This window comes from Chachezhania antarctica, assembly GCF_003646465.1.
Lineage (GTDB): Bacteria > Pseudomonadota > Alphaproteobacteria > Rhodobacterales > Rhodobacteraceae > Chachezhania > Chachezhania antarctica.
This window is the reverse complement of sequence record NZ_QZEX01000024.1, coordinates 1-23,278: the sequence shown is the minus strand read 5'-3', so window position 1 is coordinate 23,278 and position 23,278 is coordinate 1. Positions and strand designations below refer to the sequence as shown.

General features: G+C 62.0%; 18 protein-coding genes and 3 pseudogenes. 16 read left to right on the top strand and 5 right to left on the bottom strand.

Features of this window, described 5'->3' with window-relative positions; all coding sequences use genetic code 11:
* Positions 1–128 precede the first annotated feature (128 nt).
* A pseudogene (istA, locus tag D4754_RS23375) lies at positions 129–1,337 on the bottom strand (IS21 family transposase); the annotation flags it as partial.
* Between the two features lie 179 nt (positions 1,338–1,516).
* Here istA and D4754_RS23370 point away from each other — a divergent pair.
* Positions 1,517–2,542, top strand: coding sequence for an IS110 family RNA-guided transposase (locus D4754_RS23370; protein ID WP_073068830.1), 1,026 nt, complete (start codon positions 1,517–1,519; stop codon positions 2,540–2,542).
* Positions 2,543–2,732: 190 nt separating this feature from the next.
* Positions 2,733–2,951 carry a hypothetical protein gene (locus tag D4754_RS24190; protein ID WP_163026041.1) on the top strand — a complete coding sequence of 73 codons (219 nt, stop codon included), beginning with the start codon at positions 2,733–2,735 and terminating at the stop codon, positions 2,949–2,951.
* A 155-nt stretch (positions 2,952–3,106) separates the two neighbouring features.
* Here D4754_RS24190 and D4754_RS23365 read toward each other — a convergent pair whose 3' ends face one another.
* Positions 3,107–4,156, bottom strand: a complete 1,050-nt coding sequence (locus tag D4754_RS23365; protein ID WP_121068562.1) for an IS110 family RNA-guided transposase — start codon at positions 4,154–4,156, stop codon at positions 3,107–3,109.
* A gap of 128 nt (positions 4,157–4,284) precedes the next feature.
* Between D4754_RS23365 and D4754_RS23355 the strand changes: the two genes are divergently transcribed.
* Positions 4,285–6,243, top strand: coding sequence for an SbcC/MukB-like Walker B domain-containing protein (locus tag D4754_RS23355; RefSeq protein ID WP_163026040.1), 1,959 nt, complete (start codon positions 4,285–4,287; stop codon positions 6,241–6,243).
* A gap of 458 nt (positions 6,244–6,701) precedes the next feature.
* Here the strand turns inward: D4754_RS23355 and D4754_RS23350 are convergent, their stop codons facing one another.
* Positions 6,702–7,769: a hypothetical protein gene (locus D4754_RS23350; RefSeq protein WP_121068556.1), complete on the bottom strand. Its 1,068-nt coding sequence runs from the start codon at positions 7,767–7,769 to the stop codon at positions 6,702–6,704.
* A 299-nt stretch (positions 7,770–8,068) separates the two neighbouring features.
* Between D4754_RS23350 and D4754_RS23345 the strand changes: the two genes are divergently transcribed.
* From D4754_RS23345 to D4754_RS23305, 10 genes and pseudogenes are all read left to right on the top strand, one after another.
* The gene (locus D4754_RS23345) at positions 8,069–10,240 is read left to right on the top strand and encodes a ParB/RepB/Spo0J family partition protein (protein WP_121068554.1); all 2,172 of its coding nucleotides are present in this window, start codon (positions 8,069–8,071) and stop codon (positions 10,238–10,240) included.
* 126 nt (positions 10,241–10,366) lie between these two features.
* Positions 10,367–10,747, top strand: coding sequence for a DUF3768 domain-containing protein (locus D4754_RS23340; RefSeq protein WP_121068552.1), 381 nt, complete (start codon positions 10,367–10,369; stop codon positions 10,745–10,747).
* A gap of 116 nt (positions 10,748–10,863) precedes the next feature.
* Entirely contained in the window at positions 10,864–11,160 is a 297-nt protein-coding gene (locus tag D4754_RS23335; RefSeq protein WP_121068550.1) for a hypothetical protein, read from the top strand.
* 36 nt (positions 11,161–11,196) lie between these two features.
* Positions 11,197–11,364 (top strand): annotated as a pseudogene (locus D4754_RS24695) (hypothetical protein); the annotation flags it as partial.
* 100 nt (positions 11,365–11,464) lie between these two features.
* Positions 11,465–11,620: a DUF6878 family protein gene (locus D4754_RS24525; protein WP_240453997.1), complete on the top strand. Its 156-nt coding sequence runs from the start codon at positions 11,465–11,467 to the stop codon at positions 11,618–11,620.
* Between the two features lies 1 nt (position 11,621).
* Positions 11,622–12,098, top strand: a complete 477-nt coding sequence (locus D4754_RS23325; protein WP_121068548.1) for a DUF6915 family protein — start codon at positions 11,622–11,624, stop codon at positions 12,096–12,098.
* 105 nt (positions 12,099–12,203) lie between these two features.
* Positions 12,204–12,833 carry a hypothetical protein gene (locus D4754_RS23320; protein ID WP_037931030.1) on the top strand — a complete coding sequence of 210 codons (630 nt, stop codon included), beginning with the start codon at positions 12,204–12,206 and terminating at the stop codon, positions 12,831–12,833.
* Between the two features lie 515 nt (positions 12,834–13,348).
* A complete protein-coding gene (locus D4754_RS23315) occupies positions 13,349–17,746 on the top strand; it encodes a strawberry notch-like NTP hydrolase domain-containing protein (RefSeq protein WP_121068546.1) in 4,398 nt (1,465 codons plus the stop codon).
* Entirely contained in the window at positions 17,743–18,789 is a 1,047-nt protein-coding gene (locus D4754_RS23310) for a DUF7146 domain-containing protein (protein WP_121068544.1), read from the top strand. The genes D4754_RS23315 and D4754_RS23310 overlap by 4 nt, the downstream gene beginning before the upstream one ends.
* Before the next feature lie 298 nt (positions 18,790–19,087).
* A complete protein-coding gene (locus D4754_RS23305; RefSeq protein ID WP_121068542.1) occupies positions 19,088–19,999 on the top strand; it encodes a DUF2493 domain-containing protein in 912 nt (303 codons plus the stop codon).
* 156 nt (positions 20,000–20,155) lie between these two features.
* Here D4754_RS23305 and D4754_RS23300 read toward each other — a convergent pair whose 3' ends face one another.
* Positions 20,156–20,506: an ArsR/SmtB family transcription factor gene (locus D4754_RS23300; RefSeq protein ID WP_014132722.1), complete on the bottom strand. Its 351-nt coding sequence runs from the start codon at positions 20,504–20,506 to the stop codon at positions 20,156–20,158.
* A gap of 63 nt (positions 20,507–20,569) precedes the next feature.
* On the opposite strand from D4754_RS23300, the gene D4754_RS23295 reads away from it, so the two are divergent.
* Both D4754_RS23295 and D4754_RS23290 read left to right on the top strand, forming a co-directional pair.
* On the top strand, positions 20,570–21,421 hold the full coding sequence (locus tag D4754_RS23295) for a cation diffusion facilitator family transporter (RefSeq protein WP_038068544.1): 852 nt from the start codon (positions 20,570–20,572) through the stop codon (positions 21,419–21,421).
* Positions 21,422–21,524: 103 nt separating this feature from the next.
* Positions 21,525–21,779, top strand: coding sequence for a hypothetical protein (locus D4754_RS23290; protein ID WP_121068540.1), 255 nt, complete (start codon positions 21,525–21,527; stop codon positions 21,777–21,779).
* 10 nt (positions 21,780–21,789) lie between these two features.
* On the opposite strand, the gene D4754_RS23285 is transcribed toward D4754_RS23290, so the two are convergent.
* Entirely contained in the window at positions 21,790–23,055 is a 1,266-nt protein-coding gene (locus D4754_RS23285; RefSeq protein WP_121068538.1) for an IS256 family transposase, read from the bottom strand.
* Positions 23,056–23,150: 95 nt separating this feature from the next.
* Here D4754_RS23285 and D4754_RS23280 point away from each other — a divergent pair.
* Positions 23,151–23,278: pseudogene (locus D4754_RS23280) on the top strand (IS110 family RNA-guided transposase); the annotation flags it as partial.

Here is a 23,278-nt window from a genome sequence, read left to right as displayed (position 1 = left end):
GGAGCATCAGGCCTGTGTCCCGCGGCAGCGCCAATTCCGAAAATTTGAGGTTCGGAATTGGCCCTGCCGCTCATGGCTGGGGATTTTTCAAACGGCGGTTTTGGGGAGATTACGTCCGGCGATTACACCCAGTCCTTGAAGGGGGCACCGTTCCGGAGGGCCCCAGGCTTGCGAGCCAGAACCGGAATGTAGTGCAGCGGGTCGTAGATGGCCTTGTCGCGCCCAAAGGCTCGGGCGTGCTGCCCCACGATCTTGCCGTCCTGCCAGAGCTCGACCCGCTCGGCATAGGCGCGGATCTCGACAGGACGACCAACCGCCCGGCCATCGACGGAGTAGCGGTTCTTGTCGAACCGGACGAGGCAGGTCTTCGAGACCGACGCCGGCACGGCATGGAAGCCGTCGAACGGCCCGACATAGGGCACAAGACTCGCGCGCTCGTCCTGGAACACATCCCAGATCGTTCGATCCCGAAGCTCCTGGTGCGGATTGGCCTTCGCCCAGGCAACGCAGCGATCCTCGAGCCAGGCGTTGAGCTCGGCGTAGCTCCTGAACTTAGGCCGGGGCACGAAGAACCGCCTTCGGACAACGCCGACCTGGTTCTCGACCTGTCCCTTCTCCCAGCCGGATGCCGGGGTGCATGCGACGGGATCGACGAGGTAATGCCCGCACATCTGCTGGAACCGGCGGTTGTAGGCTCGGTCGCGGCCGACGAAGATCGTCTCGACCGCGGTCTTCATGTTGTCGTAGATGCCCCGCGTGCAGGTGCCCCCGAAGAAGGCGAAGGCCTTGTCATGGGCGTCGAAGACCATCTCCTGCGTCTCGCGGGGATAGGCACGCACGAACAGCATCCGGCTGTGACACAGGCGGACATGCGCCACCTTCACCGTGGTCGTCGCGCCGTCGATCACCACGATCTCGTGGCTCCAGTCGAACTGGTAGGCCTCGCCTGGATCGAAACTTAGCGGCACATAGGCGGCGGCAGATGCCACCTCTTCCTCCTTGGACCACGTCGCCGCGTATCGCCGGACCGCATCATAACCACCATCATACCCTCGAGCCCGGAGTTCCTCGAAGATGCGGATGCGGATGCGGGTCAGTCGCTCGCGCTTGGGCTTCCGCGCGTTCACCGCCAGCATCTCGTCCAACATGTCTTTCCAGGGCCCGATCTTCGGCAGCGGCTGAATGGTCCGCTCGTAGGTGAGCTCCGTCGCACCCGACCGGATCACCTTGCGCACCGTGTTCCGCGACACCCGCAGATCCCGGCAGATTTGCTTGATCGACTTCTTGTCCTGAAAATATGCCCGCCGGATCTTCGCTATCGTCTCCACGACCAACATCCCACACTGCGCTCCCGATGACCTCGGAAGCATCATGACCATCAGTGTAAGGGGGTCATTTTTGGGCGCCGATTACCCCGCTACGGCGTCAATTTTGATGGGGTGGATGCCCCCGCCCGACGGCATCGCGATGTGCCAAGATGGTGATGCTGAAGTCACCATAGGAAGAGGAGGCATCCATGAATGAGGTTAGCATCGTCGGCGTCGACCTGGCAAAGCAGGTCTTTCAAGTTCACGGAGCTGCGGCAGACGGGCGGGTCCTGTTCCGCAAGAAGTTGTCTCGTCCACAGTTTGCGAAGTTCATGACGGCCTTACCTCGGTGCGTCGTGGCGATGGAGGCTTGCGGGACCGCACATTACTGGGGTCGGGAGCTGGCCCGGCACGGCCATGACGTCCGGCTCATCCCACCGATCTACGTGAAGCCGTTCGTGAAGCGGCAGAAGAACGATGCGGCTGATGCGGAAGCTGTCGCCGAGGCCGCCCTGCGCCCGACGATGCGCAGCGTGGCGGTGAAGACGGCCGGACAGCAAGCACAGGCGATGCTCTTTCGCACCCGCGATTTGCTCGTCGGACAGCGCACCCAGTTGGTCAATGCGCTCCGGGGACATCTCGCTGAGCACGGCATCATCCTGGGCAAGGGCATTGGCAATATCGACCGTCTCGCCGCGCGCTTCGAAGAAGACGAAGACATTCCAGACCTGGTTCGCAACTTGGGGCGGCTCTACCTCGATCGGATCGCAGGGCTCAGCGCCGAAATCGGCGAACTGGACGGGCGAATTGCGGCGGCAGCGAAGGAAAGCGATGTCGCTCGCAAACTTCAGACGATGCCGGGGATCGGTCCGGTCTGTGCCATGGCAATCGGCACCTTCGCGCCCGATATGCGCGAATTCCGCCGAGCGCGCGACTTCTCGGCCTGGCTCGGGCTCGTTCCCCGGCAACATTCCAGCGGCGGAAAACAGAAGCTCGGCCGAACATCCAAGATGGGGCAGCGCGACATTCGCCGCCTACTGATCGTGGGCGCGATGTCCGTCGTGCATTGGAGGGGTCGCGAGGGCGGCAAGCCCGGATCGTGGCTCTCCCGCATGCTGGCCCGGAAGCCGCGCATGCTGGTCGCTATCGCCTTGGCCAACAAGATGGCCCGGATGATTTGGGCCATGCTCTCGCGAGATGAGGATTACCGAGATCCGACCGGCGCGGTCTGCTGACCGCGGCCGCCGGAGCGTCGGCGATGTGAGGAGGACGACGACCAGCATGGGCAAATGATCGACAAGATCCGGAACGGGTGAGCCGGTGGCATCCAACGAGCTCAAGCTCGCAATTTTGATCAGGCCCCCGATCCGCGCATCACCATACCGGCCCGCGGCATGTCACGGTCGCACCTGAGAGGCCTGAAACATGACCGCACCCGATCACATGCTCAGAAGGTCAGAAAAATCCTTGCATCGAAGGGGGCATCCAAACATGCATGCCGGTTCACAGCTCGCGGAGCACATGCTGGATGTGGCCACGCTCAAGGAGATGCTGGGAAAAATGTATGGTCCGCCCCGCGGTTGCAAGTTGTTGGATGACGTCTTTGGCTTGCGTAAATGTATCCGGCCTCTGATCAGTGGCTGATTTTGCCAGCCAGGCCTTGATGAGATCCGCACCTCGGGTTCCAGATTACTAGCTCCGGGATCATGTCCCTCTTTTTTGCGCGTAGCTTACCCGTGGTCGATCAGCCGTTTGGTCATCACATCCCTTGCAATGGGGTTTGCGGATTAAGGGTCAGATCATGCTGCCGCCCCTTTCGTCCGCAGATAGTTTTCGCCAGGCTTCGTCAGAATGGCCCAAGCGATCCGGGTGAGTTTGTTTGCTAACGCGACAACGGCCTTGTTGCGATGCGTTCGATCTTCGAGAGCGCTGAGCCACCTGCCAAGTGCGTGTGTCTCACGGTGTAAATGCAAGAAGCATGATCGCGCGCCGTGGATCAGAAGTCGCCTGACATATCCATTTCCACGCTTGCTGATGCCGAGCAGGTTTTGCTTACCACCTGATGAATGTTCAGCCGGAACGAGGCCAAGCCACGCTGCCATGTCTCGCGCTTTCTTGAACTGCCTGCCGTCTCCCGCCGCAGCGACAAGCGCGGTTGCGCCCAGTGGGCCGATGCCGGGGATAGTCAGCAGACGTTTGATCGTCTCGTCGCTATGCGCGATGGCTTCGATCTCTTTGGACAGCTCGGCGATACGGCGCTCTAAGTGATCGAGATCGTCCAACAAACTCGTGAGCAACGTGCGCATCGCACCGGACAGATCATTGTCTTCATTGCCAAGGTGGCGGCGAACGTCTGAGTGGAAGCCACCGGCGCCAGTGCGCATCGCCAAACCATACTCGATGCAAAACGCGCGTGCCTGGTTCATCAGGCCCGTGCGGTTGCGCACGAGGCGATCCCGGATCCGATGCAAGGCCTGCAAATCGACCTGATCATCTGAGCGCACTTGCACAAAGCGCATCGTTGGCCGGGTCACAGCCTCTGCAATGGCTTCCGCGTCGATGGTGTCCGATTTGTTGGACTTGACGTAGGCTTTCACAAATTTGGCCGGGATGATCCGAGCGTCATGGCCCAGAGCAATCAACTTGCGCGCCAGCCACTGCGATCCAGCGCAGGCTTCCATGCCAATCAGCACAGGATCAGCGGCTTCAAAGAACCGTATCAGCGTCTCACGCGCAAACTTCGCGCGCTGTATTGGTTGTCCAGCAGCGTCCATCGCGACGACGTGAAAGACCTTCTTGCCGATGTCGATCCCGTAGGCTGCCGCGTCAGGGTTTGGTTTTGTGCGCATCCGTAAATCCTCCTTGAGTTCAATTGCACCAACATTGGCGTCTGGATGCGGGGCGGGCCATCCCATTACTTGTTGAGGCACAGTCGGGCGAGGACCGGCGGCAGCAAGTTCAGGCTGACCTGACAAGGTTGGAGGCGATCGAGAACCAGGTCGGTCAAGCAGCGGCTCTTAGAAGCGCGTTTGACGACGCTGCGAAGGACGAAGGTTCGGCGAAGAAGGCTCTGACCGAGGCCATAGATGCCCGAGAGAAGCTCAAGTCTCAGCGCGATGCGACCGATCTGGCACTTGATCAAGCGCGAAAGACCGAAACGGTGCGAGGCCAGCTGACCGGTGAGTTGGCCGAGGTCAACCGAGAAAGAGTCAAGGCAGCGGCGCATGTTAAGGCGCAAGAGGCTGTCGCCGATGCTCAACGAAATGTAGAAGCGGCATCGAACGAACTGGCGACAAGAACCGACGCGGCGCAAGCCGCTGATGCGGCATTGGTAGATGCCGAGGCACGGCTTTCGCGCACGCAAGCGATCATTCTGGCCGAAAAGTTGACCGAAGGAGCGCCCTGCCCTGTCTGTGGCTCCCATGATCATCCTGCGCCTGCCCATGGTATGCCCGAACAAGCTGGTTTGACCGAAGCGTTTCGGAGTGCGCAGGTTCAGGCGAGAACTGCCTCCGAAGCCAGAGTTCGGGCCGAAAGCGAACTCGGCAATTTTCGAATGCGGCTCGACGAAAAGAAGCGGGCGCTCGAGGAACAGGAAAGTCCTGAGCGCACGTTAGCGGCACTCGAAGTTGAAATCGCACGGCTTGAAGGCGACGTCGCCGCGCTTGGAGAAGCGGTCGATTTAGACGCGATGGCGGAGCAGTTGGCCCAACTCAAGCTGAAACTGACTGAGGCTGAAGCTGCCGAGGCTACGGCGCGCACCGCTGCGGGAAAGGCCGAGACCGATCTTGCCGGCGCGCGCGCCAAGCTGGACACAGTGATCGAGGCCCTGCCGGAAGGTCTGCGCACGCCCGAGGCGGTTGTCGCTCGACGGGAGGCTTTACAGAGAGAGCAAAGGCAACTGTCCGAGGCGCTGGAAGTGGCGACGCAACAGGACCGAGCCGCCGGTGAAATGCTCACCCGTGCGCAAGAGCAGCTGGAAGCAGCAAAGCGGGCGCGCGACGCGCAGCAACAGCGCGTGAAAAAGGCGCAAGATGATTTTGGTGCTCGGCTTGCCGAGGTCGGGCTGGACAAAGCGGGATATGATGCTTGCAAGGCGCATTTCCCGACCCTCGATGCCGACCAGAAGACGGTATCCGATCATCGTGAGGGCCTGATCGCGGCTCACACGACATTGCAGAACGCCATAGCCGCTTGCGCAGATCGTGAACGCCCGGATCTTGCCCCGCTTCAGCTGGCGTTGGCAGACGCCACCCAGACCTTGAACGCGGCCAACGCTGCACTCGCCACAGCGAGGACAGATGTATCGTCACTGACCAAATTCAAGGAATCGCTTGCGGCGGCGCTGGCCGAAACCGAGCGGCTTGAAACCGAGACCGGTCCGCTCCGGGGGCTGGCCGATCTGGCTAACGGCAAGAACGATTTCAAGATGACACTCGAGACCTTCGCGATCGGAGCAATGTTCGACCAGGTTCTCGAGGCGGCGAATATGAGGCTCGACCCTATGACACGTGGTCGCTACCGGCTGACGCGTGGGCTCGAGGCATCTGGCGGTCGCGGCAAGCGTGGGCTCGAAATCGAAGTCTTCGACATCAACACCGGCAAGGCTCGCCCGACAGCGACACTGTCGGGGGGCGAGACCTTCATCGCGGCACTGGCTCTCGCGCTTGGGCTAGCTGATGTGGTCGAGAGCCTTTCGGGCAAGATCCGGATGGACACAATTTTTATCGATGAAGGCTTCGGGAGCCTCGACACCGAGAATGGCGCAGGCACGTTGGATCAGGTGATCCAAGTTCTTGCTGCGCTGACAGAGGGCAGCCGGGCCGTCGGCCTGATCTCGCACGTCGGGCTGGTGCAGGAGGCTATTCCACAAGGCTTTTACGTGCGCTCGACCCCAAGCGGCAGCCGGGTCGAGGAAAGAACGGGTATGGGATGACGGACCGCTGGTATTACCGGAAGGCACACACCCGCCGTCTGTCGTCAGGGCGCACGGTATCCGTCCGCGGCGGTTGGGCAGTTCGGGGCGATGGTGAAAGCAAGAGGGGCGCATCGTTCAGACGGACTTGTCCGATATGTGGGGCGCTGATCGTAAGCGTGGGCATGCCCAGAGGAGGGTGGGTCCATTTTGAGGGCGGCAAAGGCCTGACACGAATTAAGCACCCTTGTCTGCATCTTGGCGAGGGTCTGAGCAGGCGGCGCGACGAGGAAACACCGGATCTTTTCGAAAGGCTGCCATAGCTCGTTGCCGGATCACACAGAGCGATTTTGACCAAGACACCTAGGTCGATATGCAAACCACCCTTTGGCGACATCGATGAACGTAAGCATTGGCGGTGGGCGCTCCTCCCTCAATGAACCGAGAATGTCCCCGTCGCTGGATCTGATCACAACGGTCTAGTCCTTGATCCGCCACATCCTGAATCGTCCTTGTTGCGTCACTTCTCGGATCAGGCCTCGCTCTTGCATCCATGCGAGGTTCCTTTGAACAGCCGCGCGACTTGCGCCTGTTAGGGCCTCCGCCATCGGGGCCGACACCAAAGGCCACTCTGTCAACACAGACCGAAGAGCGGCCGGAGTTCTGCCCGAAAGCTGAGACATGGCTCCTTCCGCCCGAACACTCCATGTTTGGGTACCATCTAGATGACGCATCGCCGTTAGAATTGCGCTGTTCATCCCATCCAACCAGTGTGCCAAGCGTTCGGTTGGCAAACCCGAGACACGCAGCCCCCCTGCCCCGCCCATAGCCAGCGGCGCGAAGACGGCGCCGCTTCCGTCGCAGGCCGCGATCCTGGACGCGGTGACGGCGGCTTCGATCTGGTCGCCGTGCTGTCCGAGTCCCGCCAGACTCCAGAGATGAAAGCCCATGCAAGCTCGGGTGATTGGGTGGAACTCGGCTGCGGCTGTCATTACTTCCAGCCATCCGCCCGCACGATCTTCGAAACGCTCAGCGCTGTCTTCAATGTTCTCGGGATCGCGGCGATCCAGGAAGGCGGCCAAGTCAGCCTTCGGTCCGGGACCGCCTGTCAGGCGCCGAACAGCCCATCCAACTCTTGCAAGGGCATTTGGGTCATCCTGTGCGCCCGAGAGCCGCATCGATATCCAGAGCGCCAGACGATCAGAACTCACCCGATCCCCTGCGAACCAGCTGAGGTTCGCTGCCTCGATCAAAGCGAGGCGATGCCGCCAGCCTTCCGGGCCGCGCAGCAGCCGGTCATCCAGAGCACCCAGACGTCCAGAGACCCGTGCCAGTCGCGCAGCGTGAACGCTTTCTGCCTTTGCCCAGTCTTCGATGACAGCAGTGTCGGGCGGTTCCGCACGTGGCCCGGGAGGCAAATCATCCGGTTCTTCCTCGAGTGGTCCCGGCAGAAACCAGAGATCCTCTTCGTGAGTCTCTTCATCCTCCTCGATGGTGATGAGGGGGTCATCGAAATCATCAGTCAAAGCGGATGCTTGAGGTTTCATATGTGCAAAATACTATTCTTTTGCACATTACCCAAGTGATTTTGTGGCGGTTGCTTTTGCTCTTTATATAGTATGCGCGCGCGATTGCCGGTGAAACCTCTCAGATCGCTCTCAGCACAAGGAAACCAAGGGTTTTTGGACGAGCACGACGGGCGAGCACCTACTTGCACTCGTTTACAATCGGTCGATTGGTGACGTGACCTGCAATTGGAAAAAGCCAGAGAAAGGGAAGCCCGGGTGCCGGGCTTGAAAGGATAGAGAGAGGCTCATCCGGGCCCGGCGTGACAAGGACCCTGACCATGGCCAAGACCACGACTCGACCGAAACCCACCACCTCAAAGAAGACCGAAGCCGCCGGAGCCGCAACGCCTGGCGGCGCTGCCGACATCCGAATGATCCCGCTCGACCAGCTGGAGCCGAGCTCGCTCAACGTCCGAAAGGTGGCTGCGAGCGCCAGCGATGACGCCGAACTGCTCGCCAGCATTCGCGAGACAGGAATCAAACAGAACCTGGTGGTTCATGCGATGTCTGAGACACGTTTTGCAGTCGATGCGGGCGGTCGTCGCCTCAAGGCGCTGAAACAACTCGCCGAGGATGGCGTCATTCCTGCCGACTACCCAGTGCCCTGCCTCGTCGAGGACGAGCGCAATGCAATCCTCACCTCCGCCACCGAAAACCTCCAGCGTGCTGCGATGCACCCGGCTGACCAGTTCGAGGCCTTCGAGAAGATGATCGGTGAGGGCCGCAGCGAGGACGAGATTGGGCTGAAATTCGGCGTCTCCGTCGACCTCGTGCGCCGCCGCCTCAAACTCGCCCGAGTCGCGCCCGAGATCATCGAGCAGTTTCGTGCGGGTGACCTGACCCTCGAATGCGTGATGGCCTTCACGCTGACCGATGATCATGATCGCCAACTGGCAGTCTGGAATGCAGTGAAGGGCGGCTATCACATCCATCCGCAAAGCATCAAACGCCAGCTGACCGAGACCGCGCATTCGGCGAACTCGGCTCTTGGGCGCTTTGTCGGCATCGAGGCCTATGAGGCGGCAGGCGGTGTTCTGCTGCGTGATCTCTTCGATGACCGCGCCAGCGCCCATATGGCAAACCCCGATCTCCTGGAGCGCCTTGCCATCGAGAAACTGCAAGCTGCCGCCAAGACTTTTGAGGGGACGTGGAAATGGGTCGAGGTGCATCTCTCTGTGGATTACGGCGCGTTTCGCAGCTTCGGGCGGGTCTATCCGCAGGACATCGACCCCGATCCGTACCTTCTCGCCGAAGAAGAACGTCTCATCGCACGCGAGGAAGACCTGGCGGCGCAGAATGACGGTGAGGACTGGTCTGAGGCGGAGACCGAAGAATATTACGCCATCGAGCCGCGCCTGCGCGAGATCGAGGCCCTGCAGCGCGAGCGGCAGCCCTACGCGGACGAAGATCGTGCCATCGCCGGCGTGGTTCTGACCATCGGTCACGATGGGGCGCTGCGGGTCGAAAAGGGCCTGGTGCGACCCGAGGATATTCCAGCCGCATCGGAGCAGGACGAGGTTCGTGCTGACGCAGGTGATGCCCCCTCCCCTGCCCGCCCGCACGTAACGCCGCCGACCTCCTCCACACCGGTGCCAACCTCTGACCCTGCCGCGACTTTGCGCAAGGCGGATGGCATTTCGGCGAGCCTGGCCGACGATCTCCGCGCCACGCGTCAGCACATCCTGCGGGCGCATCTGGCGGCGGATTTCGAGGTGGCGTTCGATGCGATGCTCTACGCGCTCTGCGCGCAGGCTTTGGGGCGGTCCTACAACAACGAGGCGCTCGAGATCTCGATCCGCCCCTTCCAGGCGCAGAACCGCGAGGTGCTGCATGCAGATACCGTCGCCCAGAAGATGCTCGAGGCGCTGGAACAGGACCTTGCCACCGGCTGGATGAAGCTGGAGAAACCTGAGGACTTCCGGGCGATGTCGGCGCTGTCCATTGCCGACAAGCAGGCGCTTTTCGCCTGGGCGACGGGTCTGGCGGCCAAGCCGCAGCTCAGCACCGACAATCGTCCTTCCCCGATCATCGAAGAGATCGGCGCGCGGCTCGACGTCGATGTCGCGGCCTGCTGGCGCCCGACTGCCCAAAACTACTGGGGTCGGGTCAACAAGGGCCATGCGGTTACCACGGCGCGCAAACTCATCGGCGATGATTATGCCGAGGATCGCAATCGCGAGCGCAAGGGCGATATCGCGGCGGTGATGGAGCGGGCTTTCGCGGAAACTGCCGGCGAGACGGAAGGTTTCGACACCGCGACGGTTGCAAAGACGACGCGCTGGCTGCCCGACGGGATGGTGTTTACCGGTGCGACGGAGGCCGACGCAAAAATGATTGGCGATACACCCGAGGCCGAGGACGGCGACGTGCCCGCCACAGACGCTCTGGCCGATGCTGAGAATGACGAACCATCGTCTTTGCCAGCGTTTCTCAGCGGCGACGCGGCCTGACGGGGCGAGCACCGATCTGAACCTGACCTGAGCCCTGGGCCGGCCTCACATCGAGGGCGGCCCTTTCCGGCTGACGGGTTGCCTACAGCCGATATCGGATCGGCTGGCCCGTCCCGGAGACACCCCATGACCACCACACTCGACCTCGATCCCGTTCGGGAAGCCGCACTGATCGCCGCTCAGAATGATGCCTTTCGCCGCTCCATCTTCGGAACCACCTCCGTCGCAGATGCACCGCAGGGCCAGTTCGTGATGACACGCGGCGTCGCAGCGCTTCGGCCGGACGTCCAGCTTGCTCTCACCCGCAGCGTGGCTTCGTTTGACGCGTTCAACGCTGACAGCGATCCTCATGGCTGGCACGAGATGGGTGTCATCGACCTCGATGGGACCACGGTCTGGTTTAAACTGGATTTGTATGACGTAGACTATCAATACGGCTCCCCCGAGCCCTCCGATCCCGCGCAAACGCGCCGCGTCCTGACCCTGCTTCTGCCGTCAGAATACTAACGCCACCAATCCCTACTCACCGCCCCGGATCGCCCTTGGACAAAGGGCGGTCCTTTCGCGCTGGCGGGTTCCAAGGGGCGCGATACCCGCGGCCCGCCCGCCGCAGGAGACCTGAGATGGCCAAGACACTCGACTACCAGATCACCCTTTATCCCGCGCATCGCGATGGTGCATTTGTCGTCACCCAGTTCCAGATGCTGGGGAACTACCCCGAAAAGCGCATCCAGGCCGCGGGTATGGACGACCTGATCGACAAGGTGACGCAGTTCGCGATGGAGCACGGCGAGAGCTGCAGTGCCTCGGTGCGCTGCCTCGCCCCGCGCAAACCGCCTGGTTTCAAGCGCGCGACCGAGAACCTCTATTTCAACTTGGTTGACCGGCCGGCCGACAAACGCGGCGACGCTGCGGCCTGACCCCCTCCCATCAAACTTCCGGGGCGGCCTCGTTCGATGGCCGCCCTCCCCTCTTCGTTCGAAAGGAACCACAAGATGACACAAGTGAACGATTTCTACGCGCAGATGCTCGAATCCCAGAGACGCGCTGCCGAACAGCGGGTCGAGACCCGCGCGGCCCTTCTCACCGGGTTGCGCGCCCTCGGCGTGACAAACATCGAGGTCCAATACGAAGGCTACGGCGATTCCGGCAATGTCGAGGACGTGGTCGTGACGCCTGACATGATCACCCTGACGGAAGAGCTGCGGCGCCGGGTTGAGGACTTTGGCTGGGATTTTTGCCTATGCGCTCAGCCCGGGCTTCGAAAACAACGAGGGCGGCTATGGCGAACTGACCTGGGCGCTCGAGACCGACAAGATCGATGTCAGCCACTCGAACCGCTATATCGAAACCAATACCACCGAACATGAGGGGCTCTGACATGGCACATCCCCTCCACCACGCTGAAAGCTCCGCCCGAAAATTCGGTGGTGTTCCAGAGGATTACCAACATGTGCATGATTGGTTCGATGCATCCAAAGAGCACCTGGCCCTCTTCGTTCACAGAGCCTATCGTCATCATACGGCCGGGATCTATGATGCTCAACGAATTTTCGGCCACAGCCTGATCAACAGCGCGGGCCGGGTCGTCCCGATCCGCTGGATCGGCGAGCAGCATGTGCGCGAAGACTGCCAGGGACGGATCCCGTCGCTGGCGGACTGGCTCGGCCGCATTCAGCCGGAACCGTGGATGGCCAATGGCCGGATCGACAACGATCCCACGCAGATTGGCAGCGATCCGCGTGCGGCTTGGGTCGCGGCAGTGGCCAATCACCAGACCATTCTCGGCTTCGAGGATTGGCTTCTGAAGGTCTCGGTTGAGCACGTCCAGTATCGCCAGAACCGCGCCGCCGCCTGATCGGCGGGGGGGCAAACTCACCAACCATCTGATCCCATCCAGATCGACCCGCCTGCGCCACAACCGGCTTGGCGGGTCGATTGCGTTTCGAGAAAGGACATGGACATGCAAGATCCCGTCTACGAGGAGGTCCACCAGGGCCACACGATCAAGATCTACCACGACCCCGACGCTGAGGACCCACGAGAGTGGTGCAACCTCGGTACGCTGATCTGCTGGCACCGCCGCTATCGGCTGGGTGACAGCCATCAGTACGACAGCCCTGAGGCGTTCCTGCGCGATCTTGCGGGCGTCTCGGATCAGAGCGATCTCTCGATGGATCGTCTGCGGGACCGCGCCGAGCGGAAGGCAATCATTCTGCCTGTGTTTCTCTATGACCATTCCGGTCTCGCGATGAACACCGTAGGGTTCCACTGCCCGTGGGATTCTGGGCAGGTCGGTTACGTCTACGTGACGCTCGAAGCGGTCCGAAAGGAATTCGGTGTAAAACGCGTGACCAAGGCCCTGCGCGAACAGGCTGTAGACATCTTACGTGGTGAGACCGCCGACTACGATTCTTACCTTGGTGGGCGTGTCTATGGTTACATCGTCGAACAGGGTGGCGAGGAGATCGACGCTTGCTGGGGGTTTGTTGGCGCCTATGAGACGCATTGTTTGCCGGAGGCGCGGAATGCCGTTCCTCGGTCCGATCCCCATGCGCCACCCGCGACCGGTGCATTGACCGCATATCCTTAGAATAACTCGCCGCCACACACCGGAACTATGGGCAGCACCCGATCGCGGACATGCATTGCTGCATTGCAGAAAAGTCATAGCCCGCCCATTGTGCGACTGCAGCATTGCTCCCATGTTCGCTCTTGTGATCGGTTCTCTCCTCCTCCCTGAGCCGATCCGGAATAATCGGCGGCATCCACCTCCTCCCGGATGTCGCCTTTTTATTTGCAGATCCCCATTCTGAGCTCTTGCGATTTCTCCTCGTTGACCATTCGGTCCCCGAGCTTGCTGTGTGTCGGGTCCGTTTCGCTGGAGGTGCCCAAAATGCAGGCACGGCCGTGTCCCAGCAGCCTGGCATGGGTTTGCGCGACAACGCCCACAGCGTCATCCCCAGATTTTGTGGATAAGTTTTCGCTGCCAAGACTTCAGTTTTCGAGGCCATGAAAGAGTGAGAGACAGGGCGGGAGGGGTGACCCCTCCCGGGTGAGAGAGTGCACGCGGGGCTCGGGGCCAACCCTCAACCCCGGAGATTGCCGATGAACGCTCACCCCCATTCCGTCCAACTTGCGGGCCATGCCGAGACCCCTGCCCCGCCCACGAGCCCGGATGCAGCGCACCACTTGATGCAGGCTGCGACGGCCCTTATTCCTCACTTCGAAGCAGGCAGGTCCATCGACGCCGCCATTCTGCGCACCTCTATGGAAGACGCTTTCGGCACCAGCGACAGCAGCGGCGCCTGGGTCTGGAAGGACGCCTACGAGGCCGCTGAGGTCGCCCAGATCCTGATGCTTTTGCGCTACGGCGCACTGATGCAGCGGAAGGCTGCCTCGCCACAAGCCTTCCTCACCATGATCGAGCGCCTTGCCGGTCTGGCGCCGTCCCACACGCGGCGCTCCGAAGACAGTGTACGCTTGCAACAATTCTCGACCCCCCTGCCCCTTGCGGCCATTGTCGCGCAGGCCGCCGGGGTTCGGGCCGACGACCTGTTGCTCGAGCCCTCGGCTGGCACCGGCATGCTGGCCATCTTCGGGCGAATTGCTGGTGCGCAGCTGGTGCTGAACGAGTTTGCCGACACGCGACGTGCCTTGCTTGGGCACCTGTTCCCCGATGCCGCTATATCTGATCACGATGCCGCCTCGATCGACGACCGGCTCGACCGCTCGATCACGCCCTCGGTTGTCGTTATGAACCCGCCGTTTTCAGCTGCGAACCATGTCGAAGGACCGTTCCGGCAGGCGACCAGTCAGCATGTGCTTTCTGCCCTGGCGCGTCTCGCGCCGGGTGGGCGGCTTGTCGTCATCACTGGCGAGCGTTTTCGCCCCTCAACGAAATCCTTCCAGTCGACATTCCAGCGGATCGCACAAAGCGCCGATGTGGTATTTTCCGCCGCCATCGACGGCAAGGTCTTTTCGCGGCATGGCACCACGATCGACACTAGGCTGACGGTGATCGACAAGCGCGTGGCTGGTGCTGAAGAGACCGCACCGGCTGATATTGACGCCGCCTATCATCCGATCTGCGCGACCACGAGTGATCTTCTCTCCGTAGTACTCGCCCATTGCCCGGAACGCCGCAGCCCCCCGCCCTGCCCCACCAGTACGGCCCTGTCGGTTTCGCCCCGCCCGAGCCGCACCAACCTGCATGCCCTGCGCAACGCCGCCCGCAAGGAAACCCGAGCCCTCGCCGAAGAACGCGCGAGGCACCCGTTCGACGACATCGAAACGGCCCCGCTCGAATACCTGCCGAAAGCCTGGAGCGAACCTGACGGCGCTTTGCAGGACACGGTCTACGAGGCCTATGATCTGCAGGCGATCCGGATCGACGGTGCATCGGAACATCCGACCGCACTTGTGCAATCCGCCGCCATGGCCTCGGTGCCGCCGCCGGTGCCGAGCTACCGCCCAATGCTGCCGAAGAGCCTTGTCGCGGACGGCCTCCTCTCCGCGCCGCAACTCGAAAGCGTTATCTACGCTGGCAATGCCCACCAGACGCATCTCAAGGGCCGGTTCAAACACGGCGAGATCGAAGGCCAGCTAACGGCCGCCGCAGAAGGTGACGAGGGTGCATTTCGTTTGCGCAAAGGCTGGTTCCTGGGCGATGGCACGGGTTGCGGCAAGGGACGGCAGGTCGCGGGCATCATTCTCAACAATTGGCTGCAGGGACGCCGCCGCGCGGTCTGGGTGTCGAAAAGCGACAAGCTCATCGAGGATGCGCGCCGCGACTGGATGGCGCTTGGCGGGCGCGAAAGCGATATCGTGCCGCTCTCGAAATTCCGACAAGGGAGCGACATCCGCCTGCCCGAAGGCATCCTTTTCGTCACCTATGCCACGCTGCGTTCGGCCGAACGGGAGGGGAAGGCTTCGCGCCTCGACCAGGTGACGTCCTGGCTTGGCGAGGGGTTCGACGGGGTCATCGCTTTCGACGAAAGCCACGCCATGGCCAACGCCGCCGGAGAAAAGTCCGACCGGGGCGATAAGAAGGCTTCACAGCAAGGTCTCGCCGGTCTCGCGCTTCAGAATGCCGTGCCAGATGCTCGCGTGCTCTATGTCTCGGCCACCGGGGCGACGGTCGTCGGCAATCTCGCCTATGCCTCGCGCCTCGGCCTCTGGGGCACCGGGGATTTCCCCTTCGTGACGCGGGCCGAATTCGTTGCCGCAATGGAGGCCGGGGGCATTGCCGCCATGGAGATGATCTCGCGCGATCTGAAGGCGCTCGGGCTCTATCTTGCGCGGTCCCTCTCCTATGCCGGGGTGGAATACGAGATGCTGGTGCATGAGCTTACCCCCGCTCAGGTCGCGATCTACGACAGCTACGCCGATGCCTATCAGATCATTCACACCAACTTGGAGGCCGCCCTTCAGGCCTCGGGTATTTCCTCCGAGACTGGCACTTTGAACGCCCAGGCGAAATCCGCTGCGCGCTCGGCCTTCGAGAGCAACAAGCAGCGCTTCTTCAACCATCTCATCACCGCCATGAAGTGCCCCTCGTTGATCCGCGCCATCGAGGCGGACCTGGCGGTGGGTCATTCGGCGGTGATCCAGGTGGTGTCGACCAGTGAAGCGGTGATGGAACGCCGCCTTGAAGAGATCCCGCCTTCGGAGTGGGACGACCTGCAGGTCGATTTTACGCCGCGCGAGAACATCATGGACTACCTGATGCACAGCTTCCCAACGCAGCTCTTTGAACCTTACACCGACGAGAATGGCGATCTGCGGTCTCGCCCGGCCCTCGATGTCGATGGCAACCCGATCATCTGCCGAGAGGCGGAGCGGCGGCGGGACGATCTGGTCGAGCATCTTGGCGCGCTTGCCCCGGTGCAGGGCGCTCTCGACCAGATCCTCTGGCATTTCGGCGGCGATGCGGTGGCCGAGGTCACCGGGCGCAAGCGGCGCATCGTGAAGACGCGGGAGGGGCGGCTCAAGGTCGAGAACCGCCCCGCCTCGTCCAACCTTGGTGAAACCCAGGCTTTCATGGATGATGCCAAACGTATCCTGATCTTTTCCGACGCCGGGGGCACGGGGCGCAGCTACCATGCGGATCTGGGTGCGAAGAATCAGCGTCTCCGGGTGCATTACCTCCTGGAACCCGGCTGGAAGGCCGACAATGCGATTCAGGGGCTCGGGCGCACCAATCGCACCAACCAGGCGCAGCCGCCGCTCTTTCGACCCGTCGCCACAGACGTGAAGGGAGAGAAGCGGTTTCTCTCCACCATCGCGCGCCGCCTCGATACGCTTGGCGCCATCACCAAGGGGCAGCGCGAGACCGGCGGGCAGAACATGTTCCGCGCCGAGGACAATCTGGAAAGCCCTTACGCGCGGGCTGCGCTGCGGCAGTTCTTCTACAAGCTGCGCGCAGGCAAGATCGACGCCTGCTCTTACGCCAAATTCCAGGAGATGACCGGGCTGACGCTCGATGAAGCGGATGGCACGATGAAGGAAAACCTGCCGCCGATCCAGCAGTTCCTGAACCGTTGCCTTGCTCTGCGGATCGACATGCAGGACGCGATCTTCGAGGCTTTCGGCGGGTTCCTTTCGGCCATCATCGAGGACGCACGGCAGGCTGGCACGCTGGACGTCGGGCTAGAGACCCTGCGCGCCGAAAAATTCGAGATCGTCGACCGCAAGGTGATCTTCGAACATGAGGCGACGGGGGCGACGGCGACCGCCCTGACCGTGGAGCGCACCGATCGCAACGATCCGCTCACCCTGCCTCGCGTCAAAGCCATCTGTACTGAGTCGAAAGGCGCGACGCTGTGCTGGAACACATCCTCAAAACGCGCGGCCCTGATGGTGAATGCGCCGGCCTTCATGGATGAGGACGGCGTGCCGATTCTGCGGGTGAAGCTTCTGCGTCCGATGGGGACCGAGATCCTCGCCGCCACCGAATTCTCGACCTCACATTGGGAAGAGGTCGATGACGGGATGTTCGAGCATCTCTGGCAGGCCGAGGTCGACGCGGTGCCGGAGTTTACCACATCGAAGATCACGCTGATCTGCGGCCTGCTCCTGCCGATCTGGGACCGGCTGCCCACCGACAACATGCGCATCTATCGTCTGCAGACCGAGGACGGCGAACGCGCCATCGGACGTTTGGTCAGCCAGGAGCAGCTCTTGAATGTTTACGCGCGGCTTGGTCTCGATTGCCGGATCGAGATGTTGCCGCAGGAAGTCTGCGCCGCCGTGATGGAAGCGAAGACGACCCTGAACCTGCTTGGTGGCTACCAGCTGCGTCGCTCGCTGGTCATGGGGCAGCCAAGGCTCGAACTCATCGGTGCGTCAGGCGCGGCGCTGCCTATGCTGAAGGCCATGGGCTGCTTCACTGAGGTGATCCAGTGGAAGACGCGGCTGTTCATCCCGACAGACGGCACCGACGTGCTGGCGCGGGTTCTGGCTGAGCACCCGGTGGGTGCCAGCGCCACGGATACCGCCGCATGAGCGCGCGGCGCAGCATCGCAGACCTCTCGGCCGATCTTGCGGACCGCACCGAGAGTTTCTGCCGCCAGTATTTTCCCGAGGGACGCAAGCAGGGCAACTATTGGCAGGTTGGCGATACCTCGGGCGCAAAGGGCCAGAGTCTCGCCATCCGGCTGCAAGCGCAGGGTGGCCGCAAAGCCGGGTCCTGGCAGGATTTCGCGACGGGTGAATATGGCGATCTCATCGACCTGCTGCAGGAACGGCTTGGGTCGGTCACGCTCAAGGAGACGCTGCGGGAGGCCCGGTCCTTTCTCGGCGAGGCCCCCTGCCCTGCCGCACCTCGTGAAACCCAAAGGGCTGAGCGCCCTGATGCAGCCTCCGCCAAACGTATCGCGCGGGCGCGCAAACTCTTTGCCGCTGGCAAGCCGGTGCTCGGCACTCTGGCTGCCACCTATCTACACGGGCGGAGGATCACTCGGCTCGGCCCAGCCCTGCGCTATCACCCGCGGGTCCTTCTACGGCGCGGCGAGGACGACGCCGATCCGCCGCAAAGGGTCCCTGCCCTGCTGGCGAAGATAACTGACAATCGGGGCCAGATCACTGGATGCGCACGCTTCTATCTCGACCCGTCCACCGGCGGTTTGGCCGAGATCGAGAGCCCGAAACGGATCCTCGGGCAGCTTCACGGCCATGCCATCCGCTTCTGGTCCGGCTCACTTCGCAGCGATCTCATCGTCGGCGAAGGGCTCGAGAATACCCTCTCGGTCGGCACTGCTCTCCCCGAGTTCGATCTCGCCTCCTGTCTCACCGCCACCCATCTCGGCCTCTTCATCCCGCCGCCGGGGATCCAGCGCATCTGGATCGCGCGGGACAATGACGAAGTTGGACGGAACGCATCAATGAGATTGCGTAACCAACTGGAATCGCTTGGAATTGCCTGTGGTGAACTCGTGTCGCATTTGGGCGATTTCAACGACGATCTGTTGGCTTTCGGCAGAGATGCGCTGCGCCGGTCTCTGTTAGAGGCCATGAAAGCACAAGGTCTGGAGATTGAGGACGGGTGACCGCTAACCTCCTCTAGGATGCCCGACTGGGCAAAGGTTCCGCGGGTTCGATCTGATCCCGTTTGGATAAGGGGAGCGATGGACCGGCGGGTCGGGGCAGAGTGCCCCTCGCCCGGGCAGCAATGCTCCCCGCACCAGAAAATTCCCCTGAGCCTTCGGCTCATTCCTCGCGGGAGCAATTTTCCGGCCCGCGGCGCATTCTCCGCTGCGCTGCGATCCTGACGGATGCGGCCCGGTCGCCGCTGGCCCTGGTATCGCCCCATCCAAATCGGATCAGATCAAACAGAGGAACCAGAGAATGCCCCATCAGACAGACATCCAAGAGGAGACCGGCGTGACCTCCGCCATCCTCGACCACCTCGCACTTCACGGCGCAACGCCCGGGCCCGGCGAGACCGATCATCGCCCCCTGCCCCAGCCTGACGAGGTCGAGCTCGCCATGGCGACGCTCTTTGACACCACCATCGGCCTCCTCACCGGCAGCCAATTGGAAGACAATCTCGAGGAGGTGCTGTGGTCCCTCACCTCGATCTTCCATCGTCGGCTCACCCACATTCAGAAACTGCTCGATGACAACGAATTCGAGGTCCGGGAAAGTTTGGGCGTACAGGACGGCTCCGAGGTCGCCTCGGTCGAACTCGAGCGCCTCCAGATGATCGGGCTCAAGCTCTGGGACCATCGCGACGCCTTCGAGCAGATGCGCGATCTGGCCGTAGACCACTTCTCGGCCGCCACCGGTTCGCCCTGGCTCCCCCGCACCGGATCCAAGGTCTCACATCGCGACCTCACCTCCGCTGTGGTGGACAGCCGGGCCTATCTCTCGGCCAAGCGTCGGAAGGAGACCGAGGTGCACTGCCCCGAAGGCACGCGGATCGCCTTCTCGGGCGGGGATTATCACGCCTACGATCTGATCTGGTCCGTTCTCGATGCCACGCACGCCAAGTATCCCGACATGGTGCTGCTGCACGGTGGCACGCCCAAGGGCGCCGAGATGATCGCCGCCCGCTGGGCAGATACCCGTGGCGTTACCCAGGTGGTCTTCAAACCCGACTGGAAGTGCCACGGCAAGGCCGCGCCCTTTAAGCGCAACGACAAGATGCTCGAGACGATTCCGCAGGGTCTGATCGCCACTCCCGGTTCGGGCATCACCGAGAACATCGTCGACAAGGCCCGTAAGCTCGGGATCCGCATCAAGAGGATCGGGGCTTAGGCCCCGGTTCGTTCCGGTGTAGCGGTTTGAATGCGGACGTTGGGTCTGAGTCGTGACAATGACCGGACTGCGGACAAAGCGCCATTTTGCTGCGGCTGCGCAAATGGCTGCTTTAGGCCTGGCGCACCAATAGAACATTGCAGCAGGACACGTCGGTTAATCCGTATAGCTTCGGCAGGCATCGACCCCTACGGCTGTCGAGGCAAGTAGTTGATCTGCGTCGCGGATGAGATCAGCGATCCGCCTGTCCGCAAGGCGATACCGGACGAACCGACCTTCGTTCCTGCGACTGACCAGACCGCAATCCAAAAGGCAGCGCAGATGGTTCGAGACATTGGGCTGACCAAGCCCTGTTTGGGTAACGATTTCCTGCACGCTGCGTTCGTCCGACAGTAGCGCATCGAGGATCGCAAGACGGCTGGGGTCGCCGAGACCCCGGAAGAGCTTTGCCCGCGGCTCAAGGGTGTCAGCTGCCGAAAGATCATCTTGAATGTTTTGCAATGTCATATCATTATCCACTGATACGTTAGCGGCGACTTCTTTCGCACGCTACCTTCAAGAGGATCGCATATGAGCCGAGCAGATAACACCACATTGCCTACAACGTCTTTGCCGATCCGGATGCGGGTGCATGGCATGGACTGCGCCAAGGATGCCGCCGAGATCGAACGGGCCGCTCGGTCTGCGGGCGTGGCTGAAGGCGATGTGAAGGTGTCTGCCGCAACCCATGTCATGACATTGCGGATCGCCGAAGACGACTTGCCGAAAGTGCGTCCAGCACTGGACGCAACCGGCTATGGCTTTGAGCTGATCAAGAGCGGGGATACATCGTCCGATCCGGCTTACAAAGACCCGAGCTATCGCCGCGCGCTCTGGATCGTGGTCCTGCTCAATCTCGGCTACGGGGTGATCGAGATGTTCGGCGGGTTCCTGTCCGGATCGCAAGCTTTGAAAGCAGATGCCCTGGATTTTTTGGGCGACGGCGCAATCACCTTTCTGGGCCTGCTCGCTATCGGTTGGAGTCTGACATGGCGGGCGCGGTCGGCGATGATCCAGGGCGTGTTCTTGGGATTTCTGGGGCTTGGCGTTGTCGGCAGCACAATCTGGCGTGTCCTGAATCAGACGACACCAGAGGCCGGGTTAATGGGAGCCTTCGCCGTGGGCGCGCTGATCGTAAACATTCTTGCGGTGCTGCCGCTGCTAAAACACCGCAAGGGCGACGCCAACATGCGGGCCGTATGGCTGTTCTCCCGGAACGACGCCATCGGCAACCTCGCCGTGGTGATCGCTGCCGGACTGGTCGCCTGGCTCGGCAGTGCCTGGCCTGACCTCATCGTTGCTTTCGCCATCGCAGGGCTGTTCCTGCATTCGTCATGGATGATCATCCGGGATGCGCGGAGTGATCTGTCAGAAACCGAGTGATCTGGCGGAAAAGCTGACGTGCGAACCGGAAACCGACATTCGCCACTGCGCAGCGAGTCCGGAACTTTGGGCTCTNGAAATCTGTGAGCAAGGGAGACTTCGAATGGAACATTATGTTGGCTTGGATGTGTCGCTGCGGTCCTGCGCGGTTTGTGTGGTCGACAGCAGAGGCACGATTCTGCATGAGCGAGACCTGCCGTGCGAGATCGAGGAGATCGCGGGATATCTTACCGCGCTTCCCGTTTCGATCGAGCGCGTCGGGTTCGAGTCCGGCACCTTGAGCCAGCATCTGTTTTACGGATTGAAGGCAGAAGGGTTCGACGTCGTCTGCATGGGAGCTATGCTGGAATCTGGGTGACGCGGCCTGATTAAGCGGCGCGGTTTGCGATGTCGTTTGCGGCGACACCGTCGGTGAATGTGACGCCCTCGACGACCTTTGGCAACTGGTTCGCGCCCTTCAGGCGACGCCATGTCTTTGCGGCGGCCTGAACGAGCTTGAAGACCATGAGTTTCGCCGTTTTCTGCGACAGCGCGCCCTTGGTTCGCACGGTCCTGTGGCGGACGGTGGCGAACACGCTTTCGATCGGGTTGCCCGTGCGCAAATGATCCCAGTGGTCGGCCGGGAAGTCGTAGAATGCCAAGAGGGCGTCGCGGTCCTTTGTCAGGCAGGTCACCGCCTTCTCGTATTTGGCGCCGTATTTCTCGGCGAAGGTGTCCATGGCGGTTTCTGCGGCGGCCCGTGTCTCGGCCTGCCAGATCTCGCGCAGGTCGGTCTTCACCGCCGGATGCATCGATTTCGGGAGCTTGTTGAGCACGTTGGCAGTCTTGTGCACCCAGCACCTCTGATGACGCGTGCCCGGGAACACCTCGTCGAGCGCCTTCCAGAAGCCCATGGCCCCGTCGCCCACGGCGGCCTCCGGGGGCACCGTGAGACCTCGCGCCTTGATGTCCACCAGCAGTTCGCGCCAACTCTGGGCGCTTTCGCGAACTCCCACCTGGAAGCCTACCAACTCCTTCTTTCCTTCAGGGGTGGCGCCGAGAATAACCAGCATGCATTCGGCTTGAGGCTCCATCCGGGCCTGGAGATAGACGCCGTCCGCCCAGATGTAGACATACCGCCGGGCCGAGAGATCGCGGCGCTGCCAGCGATCGTAGTCCTGGCGCCACTCATCGGTGAGGCGCGAGATCGCGCCCGGCGACAGGTTCGGGGCATCAGCTCCGAGGATCGCGGAGAGCGCCTCCCGGAAGTCGCCGGTGGAAATGCCGCGCAGGTAGAGCACCGGCAGCAGCGCATCGAGGCTGCGCGAGCGTCGCGCCCATTTCGGCAGGATGGCGGAGCTGAACCGCACCTTCTCGTCATCCAGGGCGGCGGCGCGGTCACGAACCTTCGGGCGGCGCACATTCAGCGCGCCGATCCCGGTCTGAATGCTCCGTTCCGGTCCATACCCATGCCGGACAACCCGCTGACGGCCATCCGGCAGGATCTCTTCGGCATGCTGAGCGACGAAGGCGTCGGCTTCGGCCCGAAGCGCGGCCGCCAGCATCCGGCGCGCGCCGTCCCGGGCAATCTCGGTCAGCGGATCGTCGACAGAATCCGGCTGACGCAGGGCGATGATGTCGCTATCGTTTGGCATAGGCGTATCGTTCCTTCTGGAAGTTCTGGCAGGCTTCAGCACCCGCCACGATACGCCGCCCTTTCAAACCGCGTCACCCATTTCCCAGCATAGCTCTCTGCATGGAAGCACGCCAGGTGAGCGCCGCTCTGTCCGCGATGCGTAACAAGACGGATCGCAACGATGCACGCGGCATCGCTCAAATCCTGCGGACGGGGTGGTTCAGCACCGTTCACATGAAGAG

Bases quoted from the DNA above. Each gene is read 5' to 3' on its own strand.
- D4754_RS23365 (WP_121068562.1), bottom strand. From the start codon at position 4,156: ATGCGCACAAAACCAAACCCTGACGCGGCAGCCTACGGGATCGACATC.
- D4754_RS23325 (WP_121068548.1), top strand. From the start codon at position 11,622: ATGGCACATCCCCTCCACCACGCTGAAAGCTCCGCCCGAAAATTCGGT.
- D4754_RS23340 (WP_121068552.1), top strand. From the start codon at position 10,367: ATGACCACCACACTCGACCTCGATCCCGTTCGGGAAGCCGCACTGATC.
- D4754_RS23320 (WP_037931030.1), top strand. From the start codon at position 12,204: ATGCAAGATCCCGTCTACGAGGAGGTCCACCAGGGCCACACGATCAAG.
- D4754_RS23345 (WP_121068554.1), top strand. From the start codon at position 8,069: ATGGCCAAGACCACGACTCGACCGAAACCCACCACCTCAAAGAAGACC.
- D4754_RS24190 (WP_163026041.1), top strand. From the start codon at position 2,733: ATGACCGCACCCGATCACATGCTCAGAAGGTCAGAAAAATCCTTGCAT.
- D4754_RS23315 (WP_121068546.1), top strand. From the start codon at position 13,349: ATGAACGCTCACCCCCATTCCGTCCAACTTGCGGGCCATGCCGAGACC.
- D4754_RS23310 (WP_121068544.1), top strand. From the start codon at position 17,743: ATGAGCGCGCGGCGCAGCATCGCAGACCTCTCGGCCGATCTTGCGGAC.
- D4754_RS23295 (WP_038068544.1), top strand. From the start codon at position 20,570: ATGAGCCGAGCAGATAACACCACATTGCCTACAACGTCTTTGCCGATC.
- D4754_RS23290 (WP_121068540.1), top strand. From the start codon at position 21,525: ATGGAACATTATGTTGGCTTGGATGTGTCGCTGCGGTCCTGCGCGGTT.
- D4754_RS23370 (WP_073068830.1), top strand. From the start codon at position 1,517: ATGAATGAGGTTAGCATCGTCGGCGTCGACCTGGCAAAGCAGGTCTTT.
- D4754_RS23335 (WP_121068550.1), top strand. From the start codon at position 10,864: ATGGCCAAGACACTCGACTACCAGATCACCCTTTATCCCGCGCATCGC.
- D4754_RS23285 (WP_121068538.1), bottom strand. From the start codon at position 23,055: ATGCCAAACGATAGCGACATCATCGCCCTGCGTCAGCCGGATTCTGTC.
- D4754_RS23300 (WP_014132722.1), bottom strand. From the start codon at position 20,506: ATGACATTGCAAAACATTCAAGATGATCTTTCGGCAGCTGACACCCTT.
- D4754_RS23305 (WP_121068542.1), top strand. From the start codon at position 19,088: ATGCCCCATCAGACAGACATCCAAGAGGAGACCGGCGTGACCTCCGCC.
- D4754_RS23350 (WP_121068556.1), bottom strand. From the start codon at position 7,769: ATGAAACCTCAAGCATCCGCTTTGACTGATGATTTCGATGACCCCCTC.